Genomic DNA, 18,456 nt, shown 5'->3' on the forward strand with positions numbered 1-18,456 from the left:
AGTAGCTGCGGCGGATGTTCCGGATCAGGACGTGCCCGGCGATGATCGTCTGTTGGGAGTCGGCGGGCGGCGGTCTGGTCACGTCGGGTACTGGTCAGTTCGTTGCTGAGCTCGCCATGACGCCGCAGTATCTGGTCACACTGATCCAACCGGGTACTGGCTGCTCGGGAGCATGTGCGAGGCTCAGGCGACCCGGATTCGGTCGCCGGTGCCAGGATGTCGCCAGCCGCCAGACATCGAGCAGGAGAACTGATGAAGCGGATCGCTGAACTCGCCGTCCGTCGCCGATGGCTCGTCGTCGTCGGCTGGATCGTCTTCGTCGTCGCGGCGCAGGGGATCGCCGGGGCGATGGGCGGGGCCTCGTACAAGGACACGTTCAGCCTCCCGCACACCGAGACCGCGTCCGTGGCGAAGCTGCTCGAGAACGCCGGCCTGAACAATCAGAACGGTGCCCCGGGCACGGTCGTTCTCAAGAACGGGGCCGGGGCGTTCACCGCCCCGCCCCCGCAGCTCAAGCCGGCCCTCGTCAAGGTGTGCACCTCCGGTAACCATGTGGCGCTGATCGCGACGCCGTGGGAGTCGATCGACTGCTCGAAGAGCACCGCCGCCGCGCCGGGAAACCCGGGGCTGCTCAACAGGGCGCACGGCTCCACCACGGCGCTGGTCGCCATCACCTGGGAGAACGACCACTACGACGCCGAGCTGTTCAAGAACGTCTACGACCAGCTCAAGACCCTGCGCAGCGACTCGCTGCAGGTGGAGTTCACCGGTAACGCCTTCACCGGCATCGGGCAGAGCGACGGTTCGGGCTCGTCGGTGTTCATCGGGTTCGGGGCCGCGCTCATCATCCTGGCCCTGGTGTTCCGCACCGTCGCCGCCACGGTGCTGCCGCTGGCCAGCGCGGTGGTCGCGCTCGTCAGCGGCCTCGGCGTGATCTACATCCTCAGTCACGCCATCAACGTCTCCAACATCACCCCGTACCTGGCCGAGCTGATGGTGATCGGGGTCGGCGTCGACTACGCGCTGTTCATCGTCACGCGACATCGCCGCAATCTGCGACGCGGCATGCCCGTCGCGGAGTCGATCGTGAACGCGATCAACACCTCCGGCCGGGCGGTACTGTTCGCCGGTACGACCGTGTGCATTGCCATCCTCGGCCTCATCGCGCTCGGGGTGAGCTTCTTCAACGGCATGGCGGTGGCGACCGCGCTCGCGGTCGGTTTCACCATGATCGCCTCGCTCACGCTGCTGCCCGCGTTGCTCAGCCTGTTCGGGCTGAAGGTGCTGCCCCGCCGGCAGCGGGCGGCGGTGCGGGCCGGCGAGTTCATCGATGACCGTCCGGTGGGGTTCTGGGCCCGCTGGTCGCAGTTCGTCGCCCGGCGCCGCATCGCCGTCGCGGTCGTCTCCGGTGCGGTGATGGTCGCCATCGCCCTGCCGTTCTTCTCCCTGAAGCTGGGCGCCAGCGACCAGGGCAGCGATCCGACGAGCTCGACCACCCGCGCCGGCTACGACCTGATCGCCGCCGACTTCGGCGTCGGCTACAACTCCGCACTGGAAGCCGTGGTGAGCGGGCCTGGCGCCGCGGACCAGGCCTACCTGCAGCGCGTGACGAAGACGCTGGCCGCCGTCCCGGGCGTCGACCCGGCCAGCCTGAGCACGGTTCCGCTGGCCAGGAACATCGCCTTCGTGACGTTCAAGACGACCACGTCACCGCAGTCGGAGAAGACCTACACGCTGGTCCGGCACCTGCGCTCGACCACCCTGCCGCCGCTGTACGACGGCACCGCCAACCACATCTACACCTTCGGTGATACGGCGATCAACGTCGACTTCGCCTCGGTGCTGGCCCGGAAGATGCCGCTGTTCATCGCGGTCGTGGTCGGCCTGTCGTTCATCCTGCTGCTTATCGCGTTCCGGAGCCTGGTCATCCCGTTGACCGCCGCGGTCATGAACCTGCTGGCCGCGGGCGGTTCGTTCGGTCTGGTCGTGGCGATCTTCCAGTACGGCTGGCTTTCCGACAGCATGGGCGCCGGCCCCGGCGGACCGATCGACGCCTGGATTCCGGTCATGCTGTTCGCCATCCTTTTCGGCCTGTCGATGGACTACCAGGTGTTCCTGGTCAGTCGCATGCATGAGGAATGGGTGCACACCCGTGACAACAAGCGGTCGGTGACGATCGGGCAGGGTGAGACCGGCGGCATCATCACCGCCGCCGCCCTCATCATGATTGCCGTCTTCCTCGGCTTCCTGGTCAGCCCGGGCCGGCCGATCAAGATCTTCGGTACCGGCCTTGCCGCCGCCGTGTTCCTCGACGCGTTCATCCTCAGGACGATGCTCGTACCGTCGGTGATGCACATTGTCGGCAAGGCCAACTGGTACCTCCCGAAGTGGCTGGAACGGATCATCCCGCACGTCTCGGTCGAACCCGCCGACGAGGCCGTCACCCACGCCGCCGGCTCCGGCTCCGGCTCCGCGGACGACGACCGGCCCGAGGACGAACGGGAACTGGCCCACCACTCCTGAGCCTCAGGTGTGCTGTGCGCGGAGGAAGGCGTCGACGATGTTCGCGGCGATGCGGCCCCGGTCTCCGACGTCGTATCCCTGTGCCCGTGCCCAGAGACGTACGTCCCCTGGGTCGTAGGCAGCGGCGGGGGCTGGGGNTCGTTCCCGCGCCAGCCGTCCGGGTGGGGTCGAGGGGGGCGAGTGACGGACGACGGTGGTGGTGACGCCGTCGCTGACGGTGGCAGTGGCGGCGAGGGAGGTCCTGATCTGGTCGGCCTCACGTAGGCCCGGTGGCGTGTTCACGTGGGGTAGCCGGCTGATGTGTACGGATTCCGCCAGGCGCGGGTCGGCGGCGATGAGGTCGGTGAGGTGGTGGTGGTGGGTGAACACGACGATCTGCCAGTTCCGGGCGAGGTCCGCCAGGACGCGCAGGGCGGCGACGGCCCGGCGGTCGTCGAAGGCCATCAGCACGTCGTCGAGGACGACGGGGAGGGACACGTCGCCGCGGGCGGTTCGGTCGCGTTGCAGCTGGTCGATCGCGGCGAGCCGGAGCGCGAGGTAGACCTGGTCGGCGGTGCCCTCGGACAGCTCGCCGGGTTCGCGTTCCTGCTCGTCGGCGCGGACGACACGGAGGAACCGCTGGTCGCCGCGGTCGACCGCGCGCAGCGCGACACAGGACCCGCCGGTGAGGCGTTCGAGGACGCGGCCGGCGTCGCCGAGGAGCGGGGAGGCGTGGCGGCGTTCGTAGGCTTCGAGCTGTTCGCGGAGGAGATGATGTTGGATGGTGGCGATGAGGTACCGTTCGGCTCCTTCGGCGACCAGCGCGAGGTGCTCCTGGGCCTGGGCGTGCTGATCGGCGACGCCGGGCCCGTCGCGCAGCTGGCGAAGTCGTTCGATGCTCGCGCCGAGAGTCTGGGATGCCTCGTCCTGGGCGGTCGAGCAGGCGTCGCGCTCCTCCTGCGCGGCGGTGAGCTCCCGTTCCAGCTCGGCGTCGTCGCGGTCGGCGAGGTCCTTGACGAGGGTTTCGAGGTCGTGGTCGGGTGCCGCGGTGCGGATCATCGCCTCGGTGGCCGTCTGCTCGGCCCGCGTCGTCTGGACCGCGCGGCTGCGATCGAGGACCGCGGCCAGTGGATGGTCCGGGGGGAGTCCCGCCTCGTCGCGGAGGCGGTTCAGGCGCTCGGCCGTGTCGGTGTGCCGGGTGCGGGCGGTCGTGAGCCGGTCGGTCAGTTCGGCGATGGTGCGGTCCATGACCCTGGCGGCGGTGTCGGCCGAGCGGGCAGCGCGAAGCTTCTCGGCGAGCCGGTCCAGGACGGCGGCGGGCGTCGGGTCGTCGTGCCCGTCGTCGTGCCCGTCGTCGTGGCGGGCGGCGAGCGCGGCGACCTCGTCGGCAAAGGCGTCGATGCGGGCCTGGGCGTCGGCCGCCAGGGCGCGGGCCCGGGTTGCCGCGTGCTGGGCGGTCTGGGCCTGGGCCAGCGCGGTGTGCCACGCCGTCCAGCCTGCCGGGGTCATCGTCGACGGCAGATCCGCGGCCCGCACCTGGTCGGTCCACTGCTGCTGGGCGGTGTGCAGGTCGGCGGCACGGTCGGCGTGAGCCTGGCGGGCATCGGCGGTGGCGCGGGCGTGCAGGGCCGCGCTGGCGCGTTCCTCGCGGGCGTCGTCGTCGTCGGTGAGGATCTGCTCGGCGGCGGCCAGCAGGGTGTCGAGGTCGGCGCTGAGGTTCGACGGGGCCATCTGGGTGAGGGCCTCGGCCAGGGTGGCGCGTTGGGCGTCGGCCTGGCCGGTCAGGGCGGTGACGCGGCGCTCCGCGGCCAGCAGGGTGGTCTGCGCCTGCTGGGCGTCGTCGAGCGCGCGGCGGACGTCGTCGGCGTCGTCCACCGCCGGTGGGATGAGTCCGAGGTCGTTCCAGAAGGCGTCCCAGTCCCGCCCCGCCTGCTCCTTCGCGTCGCGCGCGGCCGTGTGAGCCGCCGCGGCGGCCTGCTGGCGGCTGGCGGCGTCGGTGAGAGCGCGCTGCTTCTGGGCCTGTTTCGCCGCAGCCGAGGCACGGCCGATCAGATCGTCGGCGATCTCGTCGGCGCGGCGCACCGTGGTGGCGAGGCAGGGCAGCAGTTCGGCGGCCCGTGTCGGGGTCAACCCGCTCGCCGCGGCCTCGACGAGTCGGGCCCAGAGGTCGTCGCGTTCCGTCCGGACCCGCGCGAGCATCTCCGGGTCGGGCAGGTGCTGCCCGTCGGTCCTGGCCAGCTGATGACGTGCCTGGTCCACGGCCAGCGCGGCGGCGGTGACCTCTTCCTCGCTGCGAACCCGGGCGTTTTCGGCGTCGGTGAGGCGTCGGCACGCCAGGCGTACCGCGTCCCGGCCCGGCACGGCGGGTGGAGCCGTGTCGACCTCGCGGGCGCCCGCGCGGCGCAGCGCGTCGCGTCGATCCCCCTGCGCGGTGGCCGCGGTGTCCACGGATGCCCTGAGCAGCCGCGACGCGGAGCCCTCCGCGCGAATCGTGGTGACCACGCCGCGGAGCAGGCCGATCAGCACCGGGTCGCGGGGGGCCACCGTGGAGGCGGCGGCCTGCTCACGGGCCAGGGCCGCCTGGATCGCGGCATCGGCCCGTTCCACCTCGGCGGTCAGTGCGTCGAGTCGGGCGCCCAGCGTGTCCAGGTCGGCCGCGACGTCGACCGGGATGTGTAGCGCGGCGAGCAGATCCTCGGCCGACCGCTGCCTGCCCGGGCCGACCAGCCCGTGGAGCAGCCTGGTGGCCTCGTCGGCCTGGTCCTCGGCCTCGCGGCGGTGGTCCGTGGCCAGGTTGACGTCCCCCGCTCGGGCTTCGACCAGCCGTTCCAGGCGGCTGATCGCGGCGCCGTCGCTGAGCAGAGCGTCGTCGATGTCCAGCGCCGCCCGGTCGCGGGCCTTGGCGGCGAGGTCGGTCTCGAGCCGTTCCGCGTCGTCGGCCGCGGTGTCGAGCTCCTGCTGCGCGGTGTCGAACGCGTCGAGCTGCTCGGCGGGCAGCACCAGCCCGGTGGCGAGCAGCCGCTCGCGCTCGGCCCGCAGGCCGATCAGGGCGTGGACGCCGGGCAGGGCACGGCGCCGCTGGTCGGCGAGGGCGTACCGCTCGGAGGCGGAGCTCAGCCGGGCCGCCGCGATGTCGGCGCTGCGCTGGTGGCGTGCCTGCTCGTCCTGCGCGTCGCGGACGGCGCCCGCCCGGGTCATGGAGGATTCCGTGGCGGCGCGGGCACGCTCGAACTCCGCCCACGCCGCCCGGACCTGAGACCGTCTGCTGTTGCCGTGCGACTTGTACAGCCTGTCCTTTTCCGCCTCCAAGGCGGACAGCAGCTCGCGCACCGCTCGCCCGCTGCGCGCCGCGAACACCAGCTCTGCCAGGTCCCCCGTGCCGTGAAAGACGGCGGAGCCGCCGTCCTGCAGGTCCGCGCGCGACAGGCCGAACGCCCGGCGCCACTGTTCACGGCCATCCTGCCCCCATACCGGGGTGAACGGTTGCCCGTCCGGGCTGGTCGACAGGCCGGTACGACGCCGGCGGAGGTCCACCTCCTGACCGTCGGGCAGCTCGACACGGGCGGTGAGGCTCAACGTGCCCACGGCGAAGGTGTGATCCTGGTGATGCGGACGGAAGCCCCACAGCAGGTCCGACAGTCCCGCCAGCGTCGTCGACTTGCCCGTCTCGTTGTCGCCCACGACCAGGGTCAACCCCGAGCCGAACGCGACGGCGCGTCCCTCGAAGGCGCCGTAGCGTTCCAGGCCGAACGAGCGGATCCGCATCAGGCCTCCTCGTCGCCGACGAGCCGGGTGAACAGGCCGGCCCCGGCGCGGTGTGCGAGATCGGCCAGGGTCGCACGATCGTTCAGGTCGAGCAGACCGGCGCGGCGCAGCGCCCGTCCGACCTCGCGTTCCAACGGACCGGCGAGTACGGCGAGCCGGTCGGTGTCACCGGCCAGATCGGCCGCGGCGGCGCGAATCGCCGCCATCAGCTCCGGGTCGACCGACGCGGGCGGGCGTGGGCTCGCCACCCGGACCTCGATCTTCTCGAGCGCCATGGTCAGGCCGGCCGCGACTGTCTGCAGTTCCTCCCGCAGGCGCTCCTCGTCGATCAGAGCGGAGGCGGCGGGTGAGGTGCCGACGATGACGATCCGGGCGACGACCGGCCGCGCGCCCGCGTCGTTGCGCGTCGCCTGCAGGTGTCCGCTGACACAGGCCAGGACGTCGTCGAACGTGCGGCACGCCGCGATATCGATCCGCAGCGAGGCCCAGCGGGCGACATCGCACGGCTCCAGGCGTAGCACCGGCCCGCGGTCGGGTTCGAGCTCGACGACCAGGGCGCCTTTCGGACCGGTCTCTCGGGGATTGCGTCCCTGCAGGTTCCCGCTGAACGCGGCCACCCGCTCACCGTCGCCGAAGATTCGGTGGGTGTGGACGTGGCCGAGCGCGAAGTAGTCGTAACCCGTCCGGGTGAGATCGTCGACGGTGCACGGTGCGTAGGGGGCATGTCCTTCGGCGCCGTCGACCGCGGTGTGCAGCAGCCCGACGTTGACCATTCCACCGATCGCGTCCGGATAGGCCCGGGCCAGATTCGCCCCGACGTCCCGGGTGGCGTAGCTCTGCCCGTGCACCGCCAGACCGATCTCATCGACGGTCACCGTGCCGGCCTCATCGGCGGCGAAGACTGTCACGTTCGGCGGCAGGCTCAACGACCGGGTGATCTCGCTCTGCGCGTCATGGTTGCCCCGGACCAGGAACACGGGGATCTGCTCGTCGTGCAGCCGCCCCATCTGTTCCACGAAGAACCGGCCGGTCCCGTAGTCCCGCCACTCTCCGTCGTAGATGTCACCGGCGAGCAGCAACCCGTCCGCTGCGACCGTGACCGTCAGCTCCGTGAGGTTTTCCAACGCCCGACGCGTGGCCTCGCGCAGCAGATGAGCCAGGGCGTCGTCACCAAGCCTGGCCAGACCTAGCAGAGGACTGTCCAGGTGAATATCGGCAGCATGAACAAGACGCACTTTTCTCCCGATGATCAGCGAAGCCTTCCCTCGCCGCTGACGGCGGGGGAGCCTGCGTAACCGGTTGAACTGTAGTTGGGCAGCGGACCGCAGCCGACCGGAGGCGGGGATGACTCAGTGCCTGAGTGCAGGAGACGTCGAGAGATTGACCGTTTGATGATTCCTTCGTGGCCTTCGGTTGCGATTTCTGGAGTCCGCTCTTCCGATCAGAGGCTGGATCCACAGAAACCGAATCCGCGGAAGAAAGGCGTCCCCCTGCTTCCGCTCGGAGCATCTGTGGCTGCGGTGCCTCCGCTGGCCCCGCCGGCCCCGCTGTCCTCGTGGGCCGGGTCCGAGGTTGTGGTGGGCGTCAGCGGGCCGGTACCTGGCGGGCGGCCTCGATGATCCGGGTGAGTGCGCCGTGCAGCTCCTGCAGATCGGTGACCTCGACGCCCAGCCGATCGACGACGGCGGAGGGGATCTTCAGTGCCTCCTGGCGCAACGCGCTGCCGGCCGGGGTGAGTTCGAGCGTCAGCAGGCGCTCGTCGGTGGCGGCCCGGCGGCGGGACACATAGCCGGCCGATTCCAGCCGCTTGAGCAGCGGGGAGAGCGTGGCCGAGTCCAGGAGCAGGGCGGCGCCGAGGTCCTTCACCGAGCGCGGCGAGCGTTCCCAGAGGGCCAGCATCACCAGGTACTGGGGATGGGTGAGACCGAGGGGTTCCAGCAGCGGCCGGTACACCCCGATCACCAGCCGGGACGCGACGGACAGGGCGAAGCACACCTGCCGGTCCAGTGCGAGGGGGTCCTCCCCGAGGTCCTCGCCGATACGCGCGTCGTCCTCGATCACGGGCTGGTCCCTCCCTTCGTGGCGTGCGTCATGGTCCAGGATACCTGGCACGTCGACGAAGCGATCGCGTACGATTCATGTGTGCACAAAATAATCGGGCGCCAGGGGTCGGCCGGCGACGCGACACGCGCGGCGGCCGGTGAGGGAGGGCGACGGATGAAGCGTCAGGACAGCACCGTCGGCGCGGCGGGCGGGACGGGCGTGGCGGGCAGGGTGGGCGTGGCGGGCAGGGTGGGCGCGGCGAGTGGCGTGGGGGAGCGGCCCAGCCGCTTCTACCGTTTCCTGTTGAGCGTCATGGGGCCGGCGCAGCTCGGCTCGCTCGCCGCGCCGCCGCGCCCCGTGCCCCCGCGGGTGGACATCTGCCGCAGCTGCGGGCAGCCTCGGGACGCCCACGAGCTCGAACGGCTTGCCGACCACACCGCCTCGCGCTGCCCCGCGGGGCCCGCGCGGTCCTGAGCTGGATCTGGTTGGTTCCTTTGTGTTGGTTGGTTCCCGTGTGGGTGTGCCGCGCGCGGAGCCGGTCAGTGTGACGCCGGGCAGGCGGCGACGGACTGGATCGCGGTGACCGTCCGCAGGTCGACGTCCACGTCGCCGACGGCGGTACGCAGGGTGAGCAACCCGGCGTGGACGCGTACGACACCACCGCAGACCAGCCCGGCTGGTGCCTGCACGTCGAGCAGCGATCCGCTCGCCGGCGGCCCGTACCAGGTGACGCCGACCGCGGCGACGAGCAGCCCGGCGCAGGCGAACACCAGCACGACGCCGAGCCGCAGTGCGCGCACGGCGCGCAGTGCCTCGGCATGGGTACGCACCACCTCGCTGTTCAGGGCGTCAACGGGAACGATCGAGGGGCGTCCGTGCGCGGCGGACAGCAGGCACACAGCGCCGGCCCCGCCCGCCATCAGCGCAGCGAGCAGCAGGATTCCGACGACCGCCGCCCACGGGGCGGCGAGATCGTCGATCTCCGAGCGGCCACGGATGAGGCCGAAGCCGACCAGACCGGCGACGAGGCCGGCCAGGGCGTTGCGCCACGACAGCGCTGCCGCGCGCACCCGCGGCAGCTCCTCGCGAAGCATGCGCCGGGTCAGCTGCGCGGCGTGGGCGTCCGCCGGGGTCGCCCGCCGGTCCGCGCCGGTCGCGGTCATGCCGGACCGGCCTGGTGCAGCCAGTAGGCGCCGCAGCCCTCGTAGTCCTCGGGACGGCCCGCGTGCTCCTCCGCGCAGGTGCAGATGACCGTCAGGTCACCGCCGGCAGCGGGCGTGGGCGGGCGCGGGCGGCGCAGCGGCAGCAGGCCGCGGACCACCACGTCGGTCGCGTAGTACGTCATGTAGTGGCCGCAGCGCGGGCAGTGGCCACGTAGCAGGAGGCCGCCGCGGGATGGACGGTCCTGCCGGAAGGTGGCCTCCGCGTGCGTCCGGAAGCCGGGGTCGGTCACCTCCACGTAGCCGACGACACGCGCGGCGGCCGGCGGCTCGTCGCGAGGCGGGATCACGGTCATCGGCAGCTCCTTCCGGCGCGACATGTCGTCGAGGCGCAGCATGTCGCGATGTGTGGTGGGGCCGTCATGGCCCGGTGTGCGCGAACGGCGTCCAGATACTCGGCTCGTCCCGATGATCCTCACGCAGCGCCACCACCGCCCGGTGCAGTGCCTCCGCGAGGCGCTCGGCACGTGGTGTGCCTCCGGCGGTGACCTCGCCGTAGACGGCGCGGAACACCGCAGTGGTGGCCGGTCCGTCGTATACCGACCACAGCGTCGCGACGACATGGCGGTAGCCGGAGTGCTGCAGCGCCGCGGCAAGGGTGATCGTCTCGTCGGCGAGCTCGACGCCGCCGGTGGCGGTCTTGCAGGCGGACAGCGCCGCGAACTCGCCTCGACGTCGCAGACGCGCGACGTCGGCGACGGCCAGGACCCCGTCGTGCAGGACCAGACCGCCGCTGCTCGGGTCGGCGAGGTCCTGCGTGCCGTGGCAGCTGAAGTGCACCCAGCTGTGGGAGTCCAGAGCCCGCCGGATGGCCTGCCGGGTCGCGGCGTCGGCTCGCAGGACCGTGAGATGGTCATCGCCGAAGTGGTCCGCGAGGACGGCCAGTTCGGCGTCGACGCCCGCGAGAGGGGCCTGCCCGGGGGTGTCCGGCAGCGCGACGGCGAGCAGCCGACCGCTCTCGTCGGCGGCGGGAGCGGCCACGGCCGGCCCGTCGGGGGCGCGGGCGGCCAGCAGCGCGCGCAGCGTCGGGGTGTAGGAGGACACCACCAGGTCGAGCACCGCACGGGCCGGGCCGTCGGCGGGAGTCCGGTGGTAACCGGCCGCGTGCAGCGGGACGAGGGCGAGCGGGCCGGTCGGGCACCACCACACCCGCGGCCACGGTTCGTCCGCAGCGGGAGCATGCAGGTGGCCGAGCGCCGTGAGGACGGGCTGTGCGATGGCGTCCCAGAGCCACTCCAGGGTCGCGGTGCCGACGACCTCGGCCGCCTCCTGCGCCCGGAGCAGCTCGCGTTCGGCACGCTGGGCGGCCTGCAGCGCGGCCTGCAACCCCGGCCCGGACGAGGCCGGCGAGGGCACCGCCGACCAGGCCGCCTGCTGCGCCTGCCGGGCCTGCTCGGCTGCTCGCAGGGCACCCAGGTAGCCGTCGACCCGCGCGCCCACGTCCTTGTCGGACAGCGCGGGCAGGGGCACCACGCGCACCCCGTCGGGGCGGGCGAGCAGCGCGTCACAGCGCAGGGCGCTGAGGTTGATGATCACGACGGTTCCCCCGACGGCCCCTCGCAGCAGCCGGTCCAGCGGCACCGGACGCAGAAAGTCGCTGAACCCGTCGAGCCCGCGCACCTGCGCGACGAGGTCATCCCAGCGCTGGGCCAACGCGATGCGCTGCGCGGGCGTCACCGCGGCCTCGCTGTCCAGCGTCGTGCGAATCTGCCCGAGCTCGGCATGCAGCGCAGGGGCGCGCGCGGCAAGCTCGCTGTCGTCGCCGCGCAGGTCCAACAGCTGGGTCCACAGCACCGAGCGGCCCAGTTCCAGCAGCTCGACGGCGCGCTCGGGCTGGCCGGCGTCGAGGGCCACCGCGGCGGCGTCGCGGGCGAGCCGGGCCCGGGCTGACAGTTCCCGCTCCTGGTGCGGCCGGTCGCGGCCCTGCCAGGTCACCTCGTGCAGGCGGGCGAGCGCGGACGCGTACGCCTCGACGGCGCCAGCCGGGTCGCCCGCGGCCCTCGCTGCTTGACCCCACTCTATGGCTGTCCGCAGCCGCGGCGATGCCGGTCCCGTCGGGTCCGTCGCGGCCGCCCGCAGACACTCGACGGCCGCCGCGAAGGCCTGGGGCGACCCGCTGCGCTCCGCCCGTTGCTGCCACGCCGCCCCGAGGTTGCGCAGGATGGTCGACCGACTGACATCGCCCGGCCCGACCAGGCGCGCCGCTGCGATGAGCGCGTCGAGCGCGGCGTCGTCGTCCGATGGGGCGTCGGCGGCGGCATCGGGGTCCGCCGTCGGCGACGCCGCGGCGGGCGCAGGCCTCATCTGCAGGGTACTGGCAAGATCATTGAGGTAGCCCGCGTGGTTCTGATCGTCGGTGGGGACGGCTGCGAGAGCCTGCCGGTACAGGCCGATGGCGGTCGTGACGTCGGCCTGGCGGTCGACGTCGGTCCGAAACCAGCGGCCGAGCGCGACCGCTGCCTGCCGCCGCTGCTCCGCCGACCCGACCTGCGCCCGCTCGCGTGCCAACGCTGCGGCCTCGGGCGGCCAGACGGCACCGACCCGCAGCATCAGCAGGTTGGCGAGAGCCGCCAGGAACCGGTGATGATCGGTGCGTTCCGACGCCGCCGCGGCGGCGGCCCGACCCTGCTCGACCGCCTCGTCGACGTCCTCGGCCGCGCCGTTCTGGATGAACCGTCCGCGCAGCGACAGGGCGAGCTGGCTGCGTACCTCCGCGTGCGGCAGCCCGCCCGCGACGCTGGCGTCCAGTGCCTGCCGGCCCAGGGCGACCGCCCGGTCGATGTCGGCGACCCGTCGGGTGAGGTCGTGACGTTCCCGCAGGGCCTCGGCGAGGTTGATCAACCGCAGGATCCGATCGGAGCCGGTGGTCCGCTCCGCGGCGGCCGCCTCGGACAGATCCACGACCGCGTCGATGTCGGCGATCCGCCGGCTGGCACGGAAGCGCAGCAGTCGGGCATCCCGCAGCCGCCCGCGGACCATCGAGTGGAGTTGCTCGCCGGCGGGAAGCGCACCGAGCACGCGGGCGTAGCCCTCGATCGCGGCATCGAGGTCCGTGGCCCGGCCAGCGTCGAGGTACCGCTGTTCGTACTGGACGGCGAGCTGGAAGCCCACGCGGAGACGCTCCGGGTCCCCCGTGGGGATCAGCTCGGTCAGCTCGGTCAGCACGTCGATCAGTCGGTCGAGGTCCGCCGCGTGGCCGTCGCAGTCATGGCGTTCGACCAGGGCGATGGCCAGGCAGCGCAGGGCCTCGATGCGTTCGGCGTCGGTCAACCCGAGGGTGAGCAGCCGTTCCCCCAGGATGGCCACCCAGTCGGCGGCCCCCATGAGGTGGTCGACGTCCCAGCGCATCACGTCGGACGGCTCCTCGGCGTGCCGTGCTTCGATGAGCTCGGTGCCGATCTGATCGTGGAGGCGCTGCGCGAGACTCGCGGTAAGCGCGAGCAGCGTGTGCAGGTCGTCCTCGGACACGTCGGGCGGAAGCACGGTCAGCGCGGCCACAGCCAGCGCGAACGCCACCTCGACGGGGGGCAGTTCGGCGAGTTCGCCGTCCGGCGGGCCCGCGTCGGGTCGACCGGACTCGTCGCGGCGGTCGTAGGCCCGCGCCAGGTCGAAGGCGGCCGCAGCCCCCGTCCGCCACAGCGCGTCGTCCGTGGCGACCACGACACCCAAGGCCGCGTGCGCGTCGAACGCCGCCACCTTCGCGACATACCAGGCCGGCTCGTCCGCCGAACCGGGACTCGCGCCGGTGTCCTCGCGGTGGGGAGGGGAGGCCAACCGGGGAATGGCGGGGAACGCGGTGAGCAGGAGACGTTCGACGGCGGGATCTCTGATCCTGTAGAAGGCGGGGGTGGCGGCCCGCAGCACCGTCAGGTCCGCGCGGCGAAGAGTCTCCCGGGCAGCCGCGGGCCCGCCCACCTGCGCCGCCCGTACCAGGAAGTCGTGGTTCTGCTCCGCGATGATCGCGCCTCGGTAGTCCCGCTCGCCGCGGTAGTGCGCCGCCATCGTCGCGAACTGCTCGATCGCGGCGGTCAGATCCAGCCCGGATCCAGGCTGGACAAGATCGATCCACGACTCGTGCACGTCGGTACGCACCAGCCCCTGCGTGAGCAGGCGCAGATTCTCGCCGCTGGCGTCGCTCCCGTCGCTCCCGTCGGCCGGCCGGGATGGCACCGCACCAGCGGAGGGGCGCTCCGCGCTGGCCGGCTCCGCGCTGGCCGGCTCCGCACCGTCCGGTGCAGGCGCCGTGCGGGGCTCATCCTGATGGGAGTTCCGGGCGCGAGCTTCCCTCGCCCGGTGGAGATTGCCCTGCAGTGTCTGCCGGTCGGGATGCTCCCAGGGCAGCAGGCCGAGGGCCTGCTCCCACAACCGCGCCGCCTCGTCGAGATCGCCGAAATCGGCGAGCTGGTCGTTGCCGACGGCCCCGTTCGCCTGGGATCCGGTGGCGACGGTCCGTTCGTGGCGTCGCCACAGCCCGCCCGCGAGGTTCGCCAACAGCTGCGGCCGCCTGGACTCATCGCCGTCCGACAGCTCGTCGACGGCGGCTCGCAGCAGACCGATCGCCTCGTCCAGCGCCGTGGCGTCGTCGGTCCGGTCGGCCTGGATAAGCAGCGCCCTGGCGAGAGCCGCCCGTCGGGTGGCGAGCCGCGGACTGAACGCCGGTGTCTCCGCCACCGCCGTGCGCAGCATCCCGACGGCCTCCGTCACCGCCCCCGGAGCACCGCCTCGTTCATGGTCCTGCAGGAGTATCCCCGCCAGGTTCGTCCGGACAAAGCCGCTGTCGTTCGCACCGGACGCCGCCAGCGCGGCGCGGCCGAATTCGATGGCCCGGTCCAGGTCGGCGGACACGCCGTCATGTTGGTAACGCGCCGCAAGCAGGTCCGCGAGGTGCATCAGGCCCCGCGCGCGCAGGTCGGCCGGGCTGGACTCGACGACGGCCTGCTGCAGAGGTATCGCCGCGTGCAGATCGCGGACGTCCCCCGTGCGCTCGGCCCGGATTTCTAGCGCCACCGCCAGGTTCCCCTGCCAGGAGACCCGGCCGGGGTGGTCGTTCGGCGTGGCGGCGAGCGTCGCCCGCCACAGGTCGATCGCCCGGCTGAGATCGTCGAGGTCTCCCGTCCGCTCGTAGCGGCGGCGAAGCAGCTCGGCGAGCTGCTGGTGGTCCGACCAGCGCTGTGGGTCCGCCGGGTCCGCCGGGTCGCCGCCGGCCTGATCGACGATCTCGCGGGCGACCCGAACGGCCTCGTCCAGGTCGTCGAGGCTGCCACTGCGCTGGGCGCGGGCGTCCAGCCGGTCTCGCCGGTGGCGTGGGGGCTCCGCGTCCGCCGCGGCCGGCGGGTGTGCCCGTAACCGCAGCAGCTCCGCCAGGCTGCGATGGTATCCGGAGAGATCATCATGGGCGGCCGTGGCGAGCTCGACGGCCTGACGTTGCGTCGAGATCGCCTCGTCGAGGTCGGACACATCCCCGTCGTGGGTGAAGCGGGTCCGCAGCATCCTCGCGTGCAGAGACAGGAACATCGCTCGCTGCGACGCTGGCGGCGCACCGGGCGGACGGGTGGTCAGCAGACGCGCCCGCTCCCGCCCCACCTCCACGCTCTCGTCGAGGTCGTCCGCGCGGCCGTTCGCCTGCACTCGGTCGACCAGCGCGGACCAGAGGTTGGTGAGCGCGTTGAGCCGCTGGTCGCCGACGGCGATCCTGCTGGCGGCCCGGCTGGTCTCGATGGACTCGTCGAGATCGTCGTGGCCGCCCGAACGGTCGAACCGTCTGTGCAGGGTGGCGCCCAGGTTGACGAGCCGCCCCAGCCGGTCCGGGTCCGTCAAGGCGGTCGCGGCGAGTGCCTCCCGTAGCGCGTGGATCGACGTGTCGAGATCCCCCGCCGAGTCGTCCCGGTCGGACCGCATCCGCAGCGCGTAGCTGAGGTTCGACAGGCTGCGGGCCCGGTCGGGATGGCCTGGTGGGCCCGCCGCCACCGCCGCGCAGGCCTGAGCGAACGCCTCGTCGAGGTCGGCGGGTGTATCCGCGGTCTGGAACCGCCGCAGCAGCGCACCCGCGAGGTTCGACCGGATCGCGGCCTCCTCGGGCCAGCCGGCGCAGCGCCCGGTCAGCGCCCGGCCCAGGTCGATGGCCTCGTTGAGCAGGCCGGGCGCACCCGTGCGGCCAGAGAGGACTTCCAGGTCGACCGCGAGCCCGCCGATCACGGACAACCTGGCTCGCTCGTCGGCCGCGCCCACCGGAACGGTCTGCAGCAGCCGGCGGCCCTCCGCGGCCGCCTGCTGCGGATCCAGCGGCGAGTCCCCGGCCTCGACCACCTCGGGGGCGGCCGAAGCACCAGACGCACGGCGTCGGGCGCGCCGACGACCGAACAGTGCCATTTGCGCGTGCCACCCCCTCGGGCCAGGCAGGGGACAGCGGAGAGCCGTCCACCCCCGTATCGACACCGGCACACCTCGTCACTGATGCTATCGATCAGCCGATCGGGGAACAACGAACCGCAATCACNGGCATCGATGTGGCCGTCGACGGCACCCAACGGCTCGACCCAGCCCAGATCCCTGGGATAGCTACTGATCTCTCATGAGATGGGTTCGGCGACGATGTCGGCGCGGTCGAGGGTGGCGGCGTAGGCGGTGATGTCGTCGGGATCGCTGGTGAGAATCTGCGCGGGGCCGTGCAGTGCGGCGGCGATGACGACCAGGGCGTCGATGACGTCGGGCCGTTTCTTCGTGGGAAGTCTGGCCTCGGCGAGCATGGCGCCGGCCCGTGTGTAGGAGACGAGGGTGAAGGTCCGCGCGCAGGCGACAAGCCGGCGGGGACGCTGGTCGCTCCGCGTAGCGGTGGGGTGCTGTCCCGGGTCAGCACCGGTGGCCGTCCGGTCCGGTGCTGCTGACCCGAGGTACTTCACCCCGGCCAGGATCATGACACTTACCGCGTCGTAGGTCCCGCGCGTGCGTGCGTCCTTCGTCGCGAGGGCGAGGCCGTGCTCCTTGGCGGCGAGCGCGACCAGCCCGTCGTACCCGGCGCTGCCGGCGATGCCGAGCTGACTCAGGGTGGTCTGGACCTCCTGGCGGGCGGGCCGCTCAGCGTCAGCGGCGCCACCTCGCGTCGAGCAGGTGTGCGGCGTCCGGCGCGGACAGCCGCGCGTCGCCCGGCAGCCTGGTGAGCACCGAGTAGGTCCCCGCGGCGACCAGGCCGCTACGGAGACTAATAACGGGCCCAGAGACGCGCGGCGGTGCTGTTGAACACGCCTGTCGGTCAGGTCATAGCCCAATGCCACTTCCGCTAGTTGGATCAAGCTGCGACCTGGGATTTCAGGGGGTTGGCGAGTCTGATCGTGGCTGGGGTGTTGTGGCGGACGCCGTGCTGGCCGGGTTTCTTGACGGGGTACTGGTTGTGGCGGGCGCGGCGGACGGCGCGGGGGTAGGTGCGTTCGCGGCGGGTGTTGAGCCTGGTCGGCCGGGTGATGTCGGCGGCGATCAGGTCGAGGGTCCGGCGGCGCTGGTCAGGGGGGGAAAAGCCGGGTCGGTGACCCGGTCGCGGATGATCCTGACGGTGCGCTTGCACTTGATCCGGTCGGGGTCGATCCCGGCGGCGGTCGCGGCCTGGCAGGTCAGGGCACTGATCGCGTGGTGGGTGAGCAGGTAGCCCCAGATCTCCTGGTAGACGGTGTCGGGATGCTTCGAGCGCAGGACCCGGCCCGGACCGCGTAGGTAGGTTTTGAGCTGCCTGTTCCCGGTCTCGTGTTCCCACCGCTGCTGGTACGCCCCGGCCAGGGCGGTGGCGGTCGCCTCCCGCGGGTCACAGATCGTGGTGATCAGTCCGATGATCTCGTGTTTCCCGTCGCCCTCACGGTCCGGGACGTCGTACTCGACGAGGCGGGCGTAGCGGGCCTTCGCCGGGTCCAGCGGCGTGCCAGCCCGCGCGGCGGCGAGCAGCGCCTCACGCGCCGCGCCGGTGACCTTCGGGTTGACCAGCACCGTCAGGTAGGAACCGTCCGGCAGTGCCCGCAGCGGCGGGGGCCGCAGGTTCGCTTTCGCCCGCCACAGCAGCGCCGCGCCGGTGTCCGCGGCCGTGCACCAGTCCGCCCAGGAGTAGAAGTTCCGGTCTGCCAGCAACAACCAGCCGGACTCGAGACGTGGGTAAAGCTGGCGGGCGAGGGCCTGCTCGCTGGCGACCTTCGCCCCGCCGGCCGGGCCGAGGGCCGCGAGCACCGCCGCGTGCGACGCGCACTCCGACACGGTGACCGCCCGGACCTTCGGTAACACTCCCGGCGCGTCGGCGCGGCCGGCCGGCAGGCCGAACGCGGCAATGTTCTCCTTGGACGCCGCCACGTCCCACTCCAGCCCGTCGATGCTCATCAGCCGCCACGGCCCGCGGAACGCCCCGACCGTGTCCAGGTCCGCGACCGGCGCCGCGACCTGGGAGAACAGTGCGGCCATCGGCGCCGCGCCGAGCCGCTGGCGGCCCTTGGTCAGCCCACCCGAACTCGGGTCCCACACCGGCCCGGTGACATCGAGATCGTCCAACGTCCCGGCGAGCCGGCGCGCGACCGCCTCGTAGTCGTCCTCGGCGAACAGTGCCAGCGCCATCACGAAGTAGGCCACGACATGCGGCGGGATCGTCACGTCGCTACGCCGGGCGCCTCTCCCGGTCGCCGCGATGGCCTCGTCGACCGCGTCACGCGGGACGAACGACGTCAGGACTCCCAGCGAGATCCAGTCCGTCAGCCGGCGGTCCGCCACCACCCGAGTGTCCGCCACAGCGTTCGATCATGCCGCTACCCGCACAGAACCACCACAACCAGCACACCAACGACCCCCAAGATCCAACTAGTGGAAGTGGCATTGTTGCGCCCCGAGCGCGAGGAAGGGAGCTGTCTGAAGGTAGGCAGGTCAGTTCTTGACACGTGCGTGCTGCACGGACGATGGGGGA

The 18,456-nt window shown here is 72.2% G+C and carries 9 protein-coding genes and 2 pseudogenes; 2 read left to right on the plus strand and 9 right to left on the minus strand.

The window, feature by feature from the left end; translation table 11 throughout:
- Positions 1 to 252 precede the first annotated feature (252 nt).
- Positions 253 to 2,523, plus strand: a complete 2,271-nt coding sequence (locus UK82_RS12330) for an efflux RND transporter permease subunit (RefSeq protein WP_055407174.1) — start codon at positions 253 to 255, stop codon at positions 2,521 to 2,523.
- A 138-nt stretch (positions 2,524 to 2,661) separates the two neighbouring features.
- On the opposite strand, the pseudogene UK82_RS42610 reads toward UK82_RS12330, so the two are convergent.
- The 3 genes and pseudogenes from UK82_RS42610 to UK82_RS12345 all read right to left on the minus strand — a co-directional run.
- Positions 2,662 to 6,267 (minus strand): annotated as a pseudogene (locus UK82_RS42610) (AAA family ATPase); the annotation flags it as partial.
- Positions 6,267 to 7,502, minus strand: a complete 1,236-nt coding sequence (locus tag UK82_RS12340; protein ID WP_055407178.1) for a DNA repair exonuclease — start codon at positions 7,500 to 7,502, stop codon at positions 6,267 to 6,269. The gene UK82_RS12340 and the pseudogene UK82_RS42610, both read right to left, overlap by 1 nt.
- Before the next feature lie 349 nt (positions 7,503 to 7,851).
- Complete coding sequence (locus tag UK82_RS12345) at positions 7,852 to 8,328, minus strand: MarR family winged helix-turn-helix transcriptional regulator (RefSeq protein WP_082121999.1); 477 nt, start codon at positions 8,326 to 8,328, stop codon at positions 7,852 to 7,854.
- A 156-nt stretch (positions 8,329 to 8,484) separates the two neighbouring features.
- Between UK82_RS12345 and UK82_RS12350 the strand changes: the two genes are divergently transcribed.
- Positions 8,485 to 8,784, plus strand: coding sequence for a hypothetical protein (locus UK82_RS12350; RefSeq protein WP_236705848.1), 300 nt, complete (start codon positions 8,485 to 8,487; stop codon positions 8,782 to 8,784).
- 65 nt (positions 8,785 to 8,849) lie between these two features.
- Here UK82_RS12350 and UK82_RS12355 read toward each other — a convergent pair whose 3' ends face one another.
- From UK82_RS12355 to UK82_RS12375, 6 genes and pseudogenes are all read right to left on the minus strand, one after another.
- Positions 8,850 to 9,473 (minus strand): hypothetical protein, encoded by a 624-nt coding sequence (locus UK82_RS12355; protein WP_044886161.1) that lies wholly within the window; start codon positions 9,471 to 9,473, stop codon positions 8,850 to 8,852.
- On the minus strand, positions 9,470 to 9,826 hold the full coding sequence (locus UK82_RS12360; protein ID WP_128423332.1) for a hypothetical protein: 357 nt from the start codon (positions 9,824 to 9,826) through the stop codon (positions 9,470 to 9,472). The genes UK82_RS12355 and UK82_RS12360 overlap by 4 nt, the downstream gene beginning before the upstream one ends.
- A gap of 64 nt (positions 9,827 to 9,890) precedes the next feature.
- Positions 9,891 to 15,899 (minus strand): CHAT domain-containing protein, encoded by a 6,009-nt coding sequence (locus UK82_RS12365; RefSeq protein WP_152989867.1) that lies wholly within the window; start codon positions 15,897 to 15,899, stop codon positions 9,891 to 9,893.
- 200 nt (positions 15,900 to 16,099) lie between these two features.
- The gene (locus UK82_RS12370) at positions 16,100 to 16,444 is read right to left on the minus strand and encodes a hypothetical protein (RefSeq protein WP_236705849.1); all 345 of its coding nucleotides are present in this window, start codon (positions 16,442 to 16,444) and stop codon (positions 16,100 to 16,102) included.
- Positions 16,430 to 16,721: pseudogene (locus UK82_RS42615) on the minus strand (VapC toxin family PIN domain ribonuclease); the annotation flags it as partial. The pseudogene UK82_RS42615 and the gene UK82_RS12370, both read right to left, overlap by 15 nt.
- A gap of 279 nt (positions 16,722 to 17,000) precedes the next feature.
- The gene (locus UK82_RS12375) at positions 17,001 to 18,284 is read right to left on the minus strand and encodes an IS4 family transposase (protein ID WP_044886163.1); all 1,284 of its coding nucleotides are present in this window, start codon (positions 18,282 to 18,284) and stop codon (positions 17,001 to 17,003) included.
- Positions 18,285 to 18,456: the final 172 nt, after the last annotated feature.

The sequence above is a fragment of the Frankia sp. ACN1ag genome, assembly GCF_001414035.1.
Lineage (GTDB): Bacteria > Actinomycetota > Actinomycetes > Frankiales > Frankiaceae > Frankia > Frankia torreyi.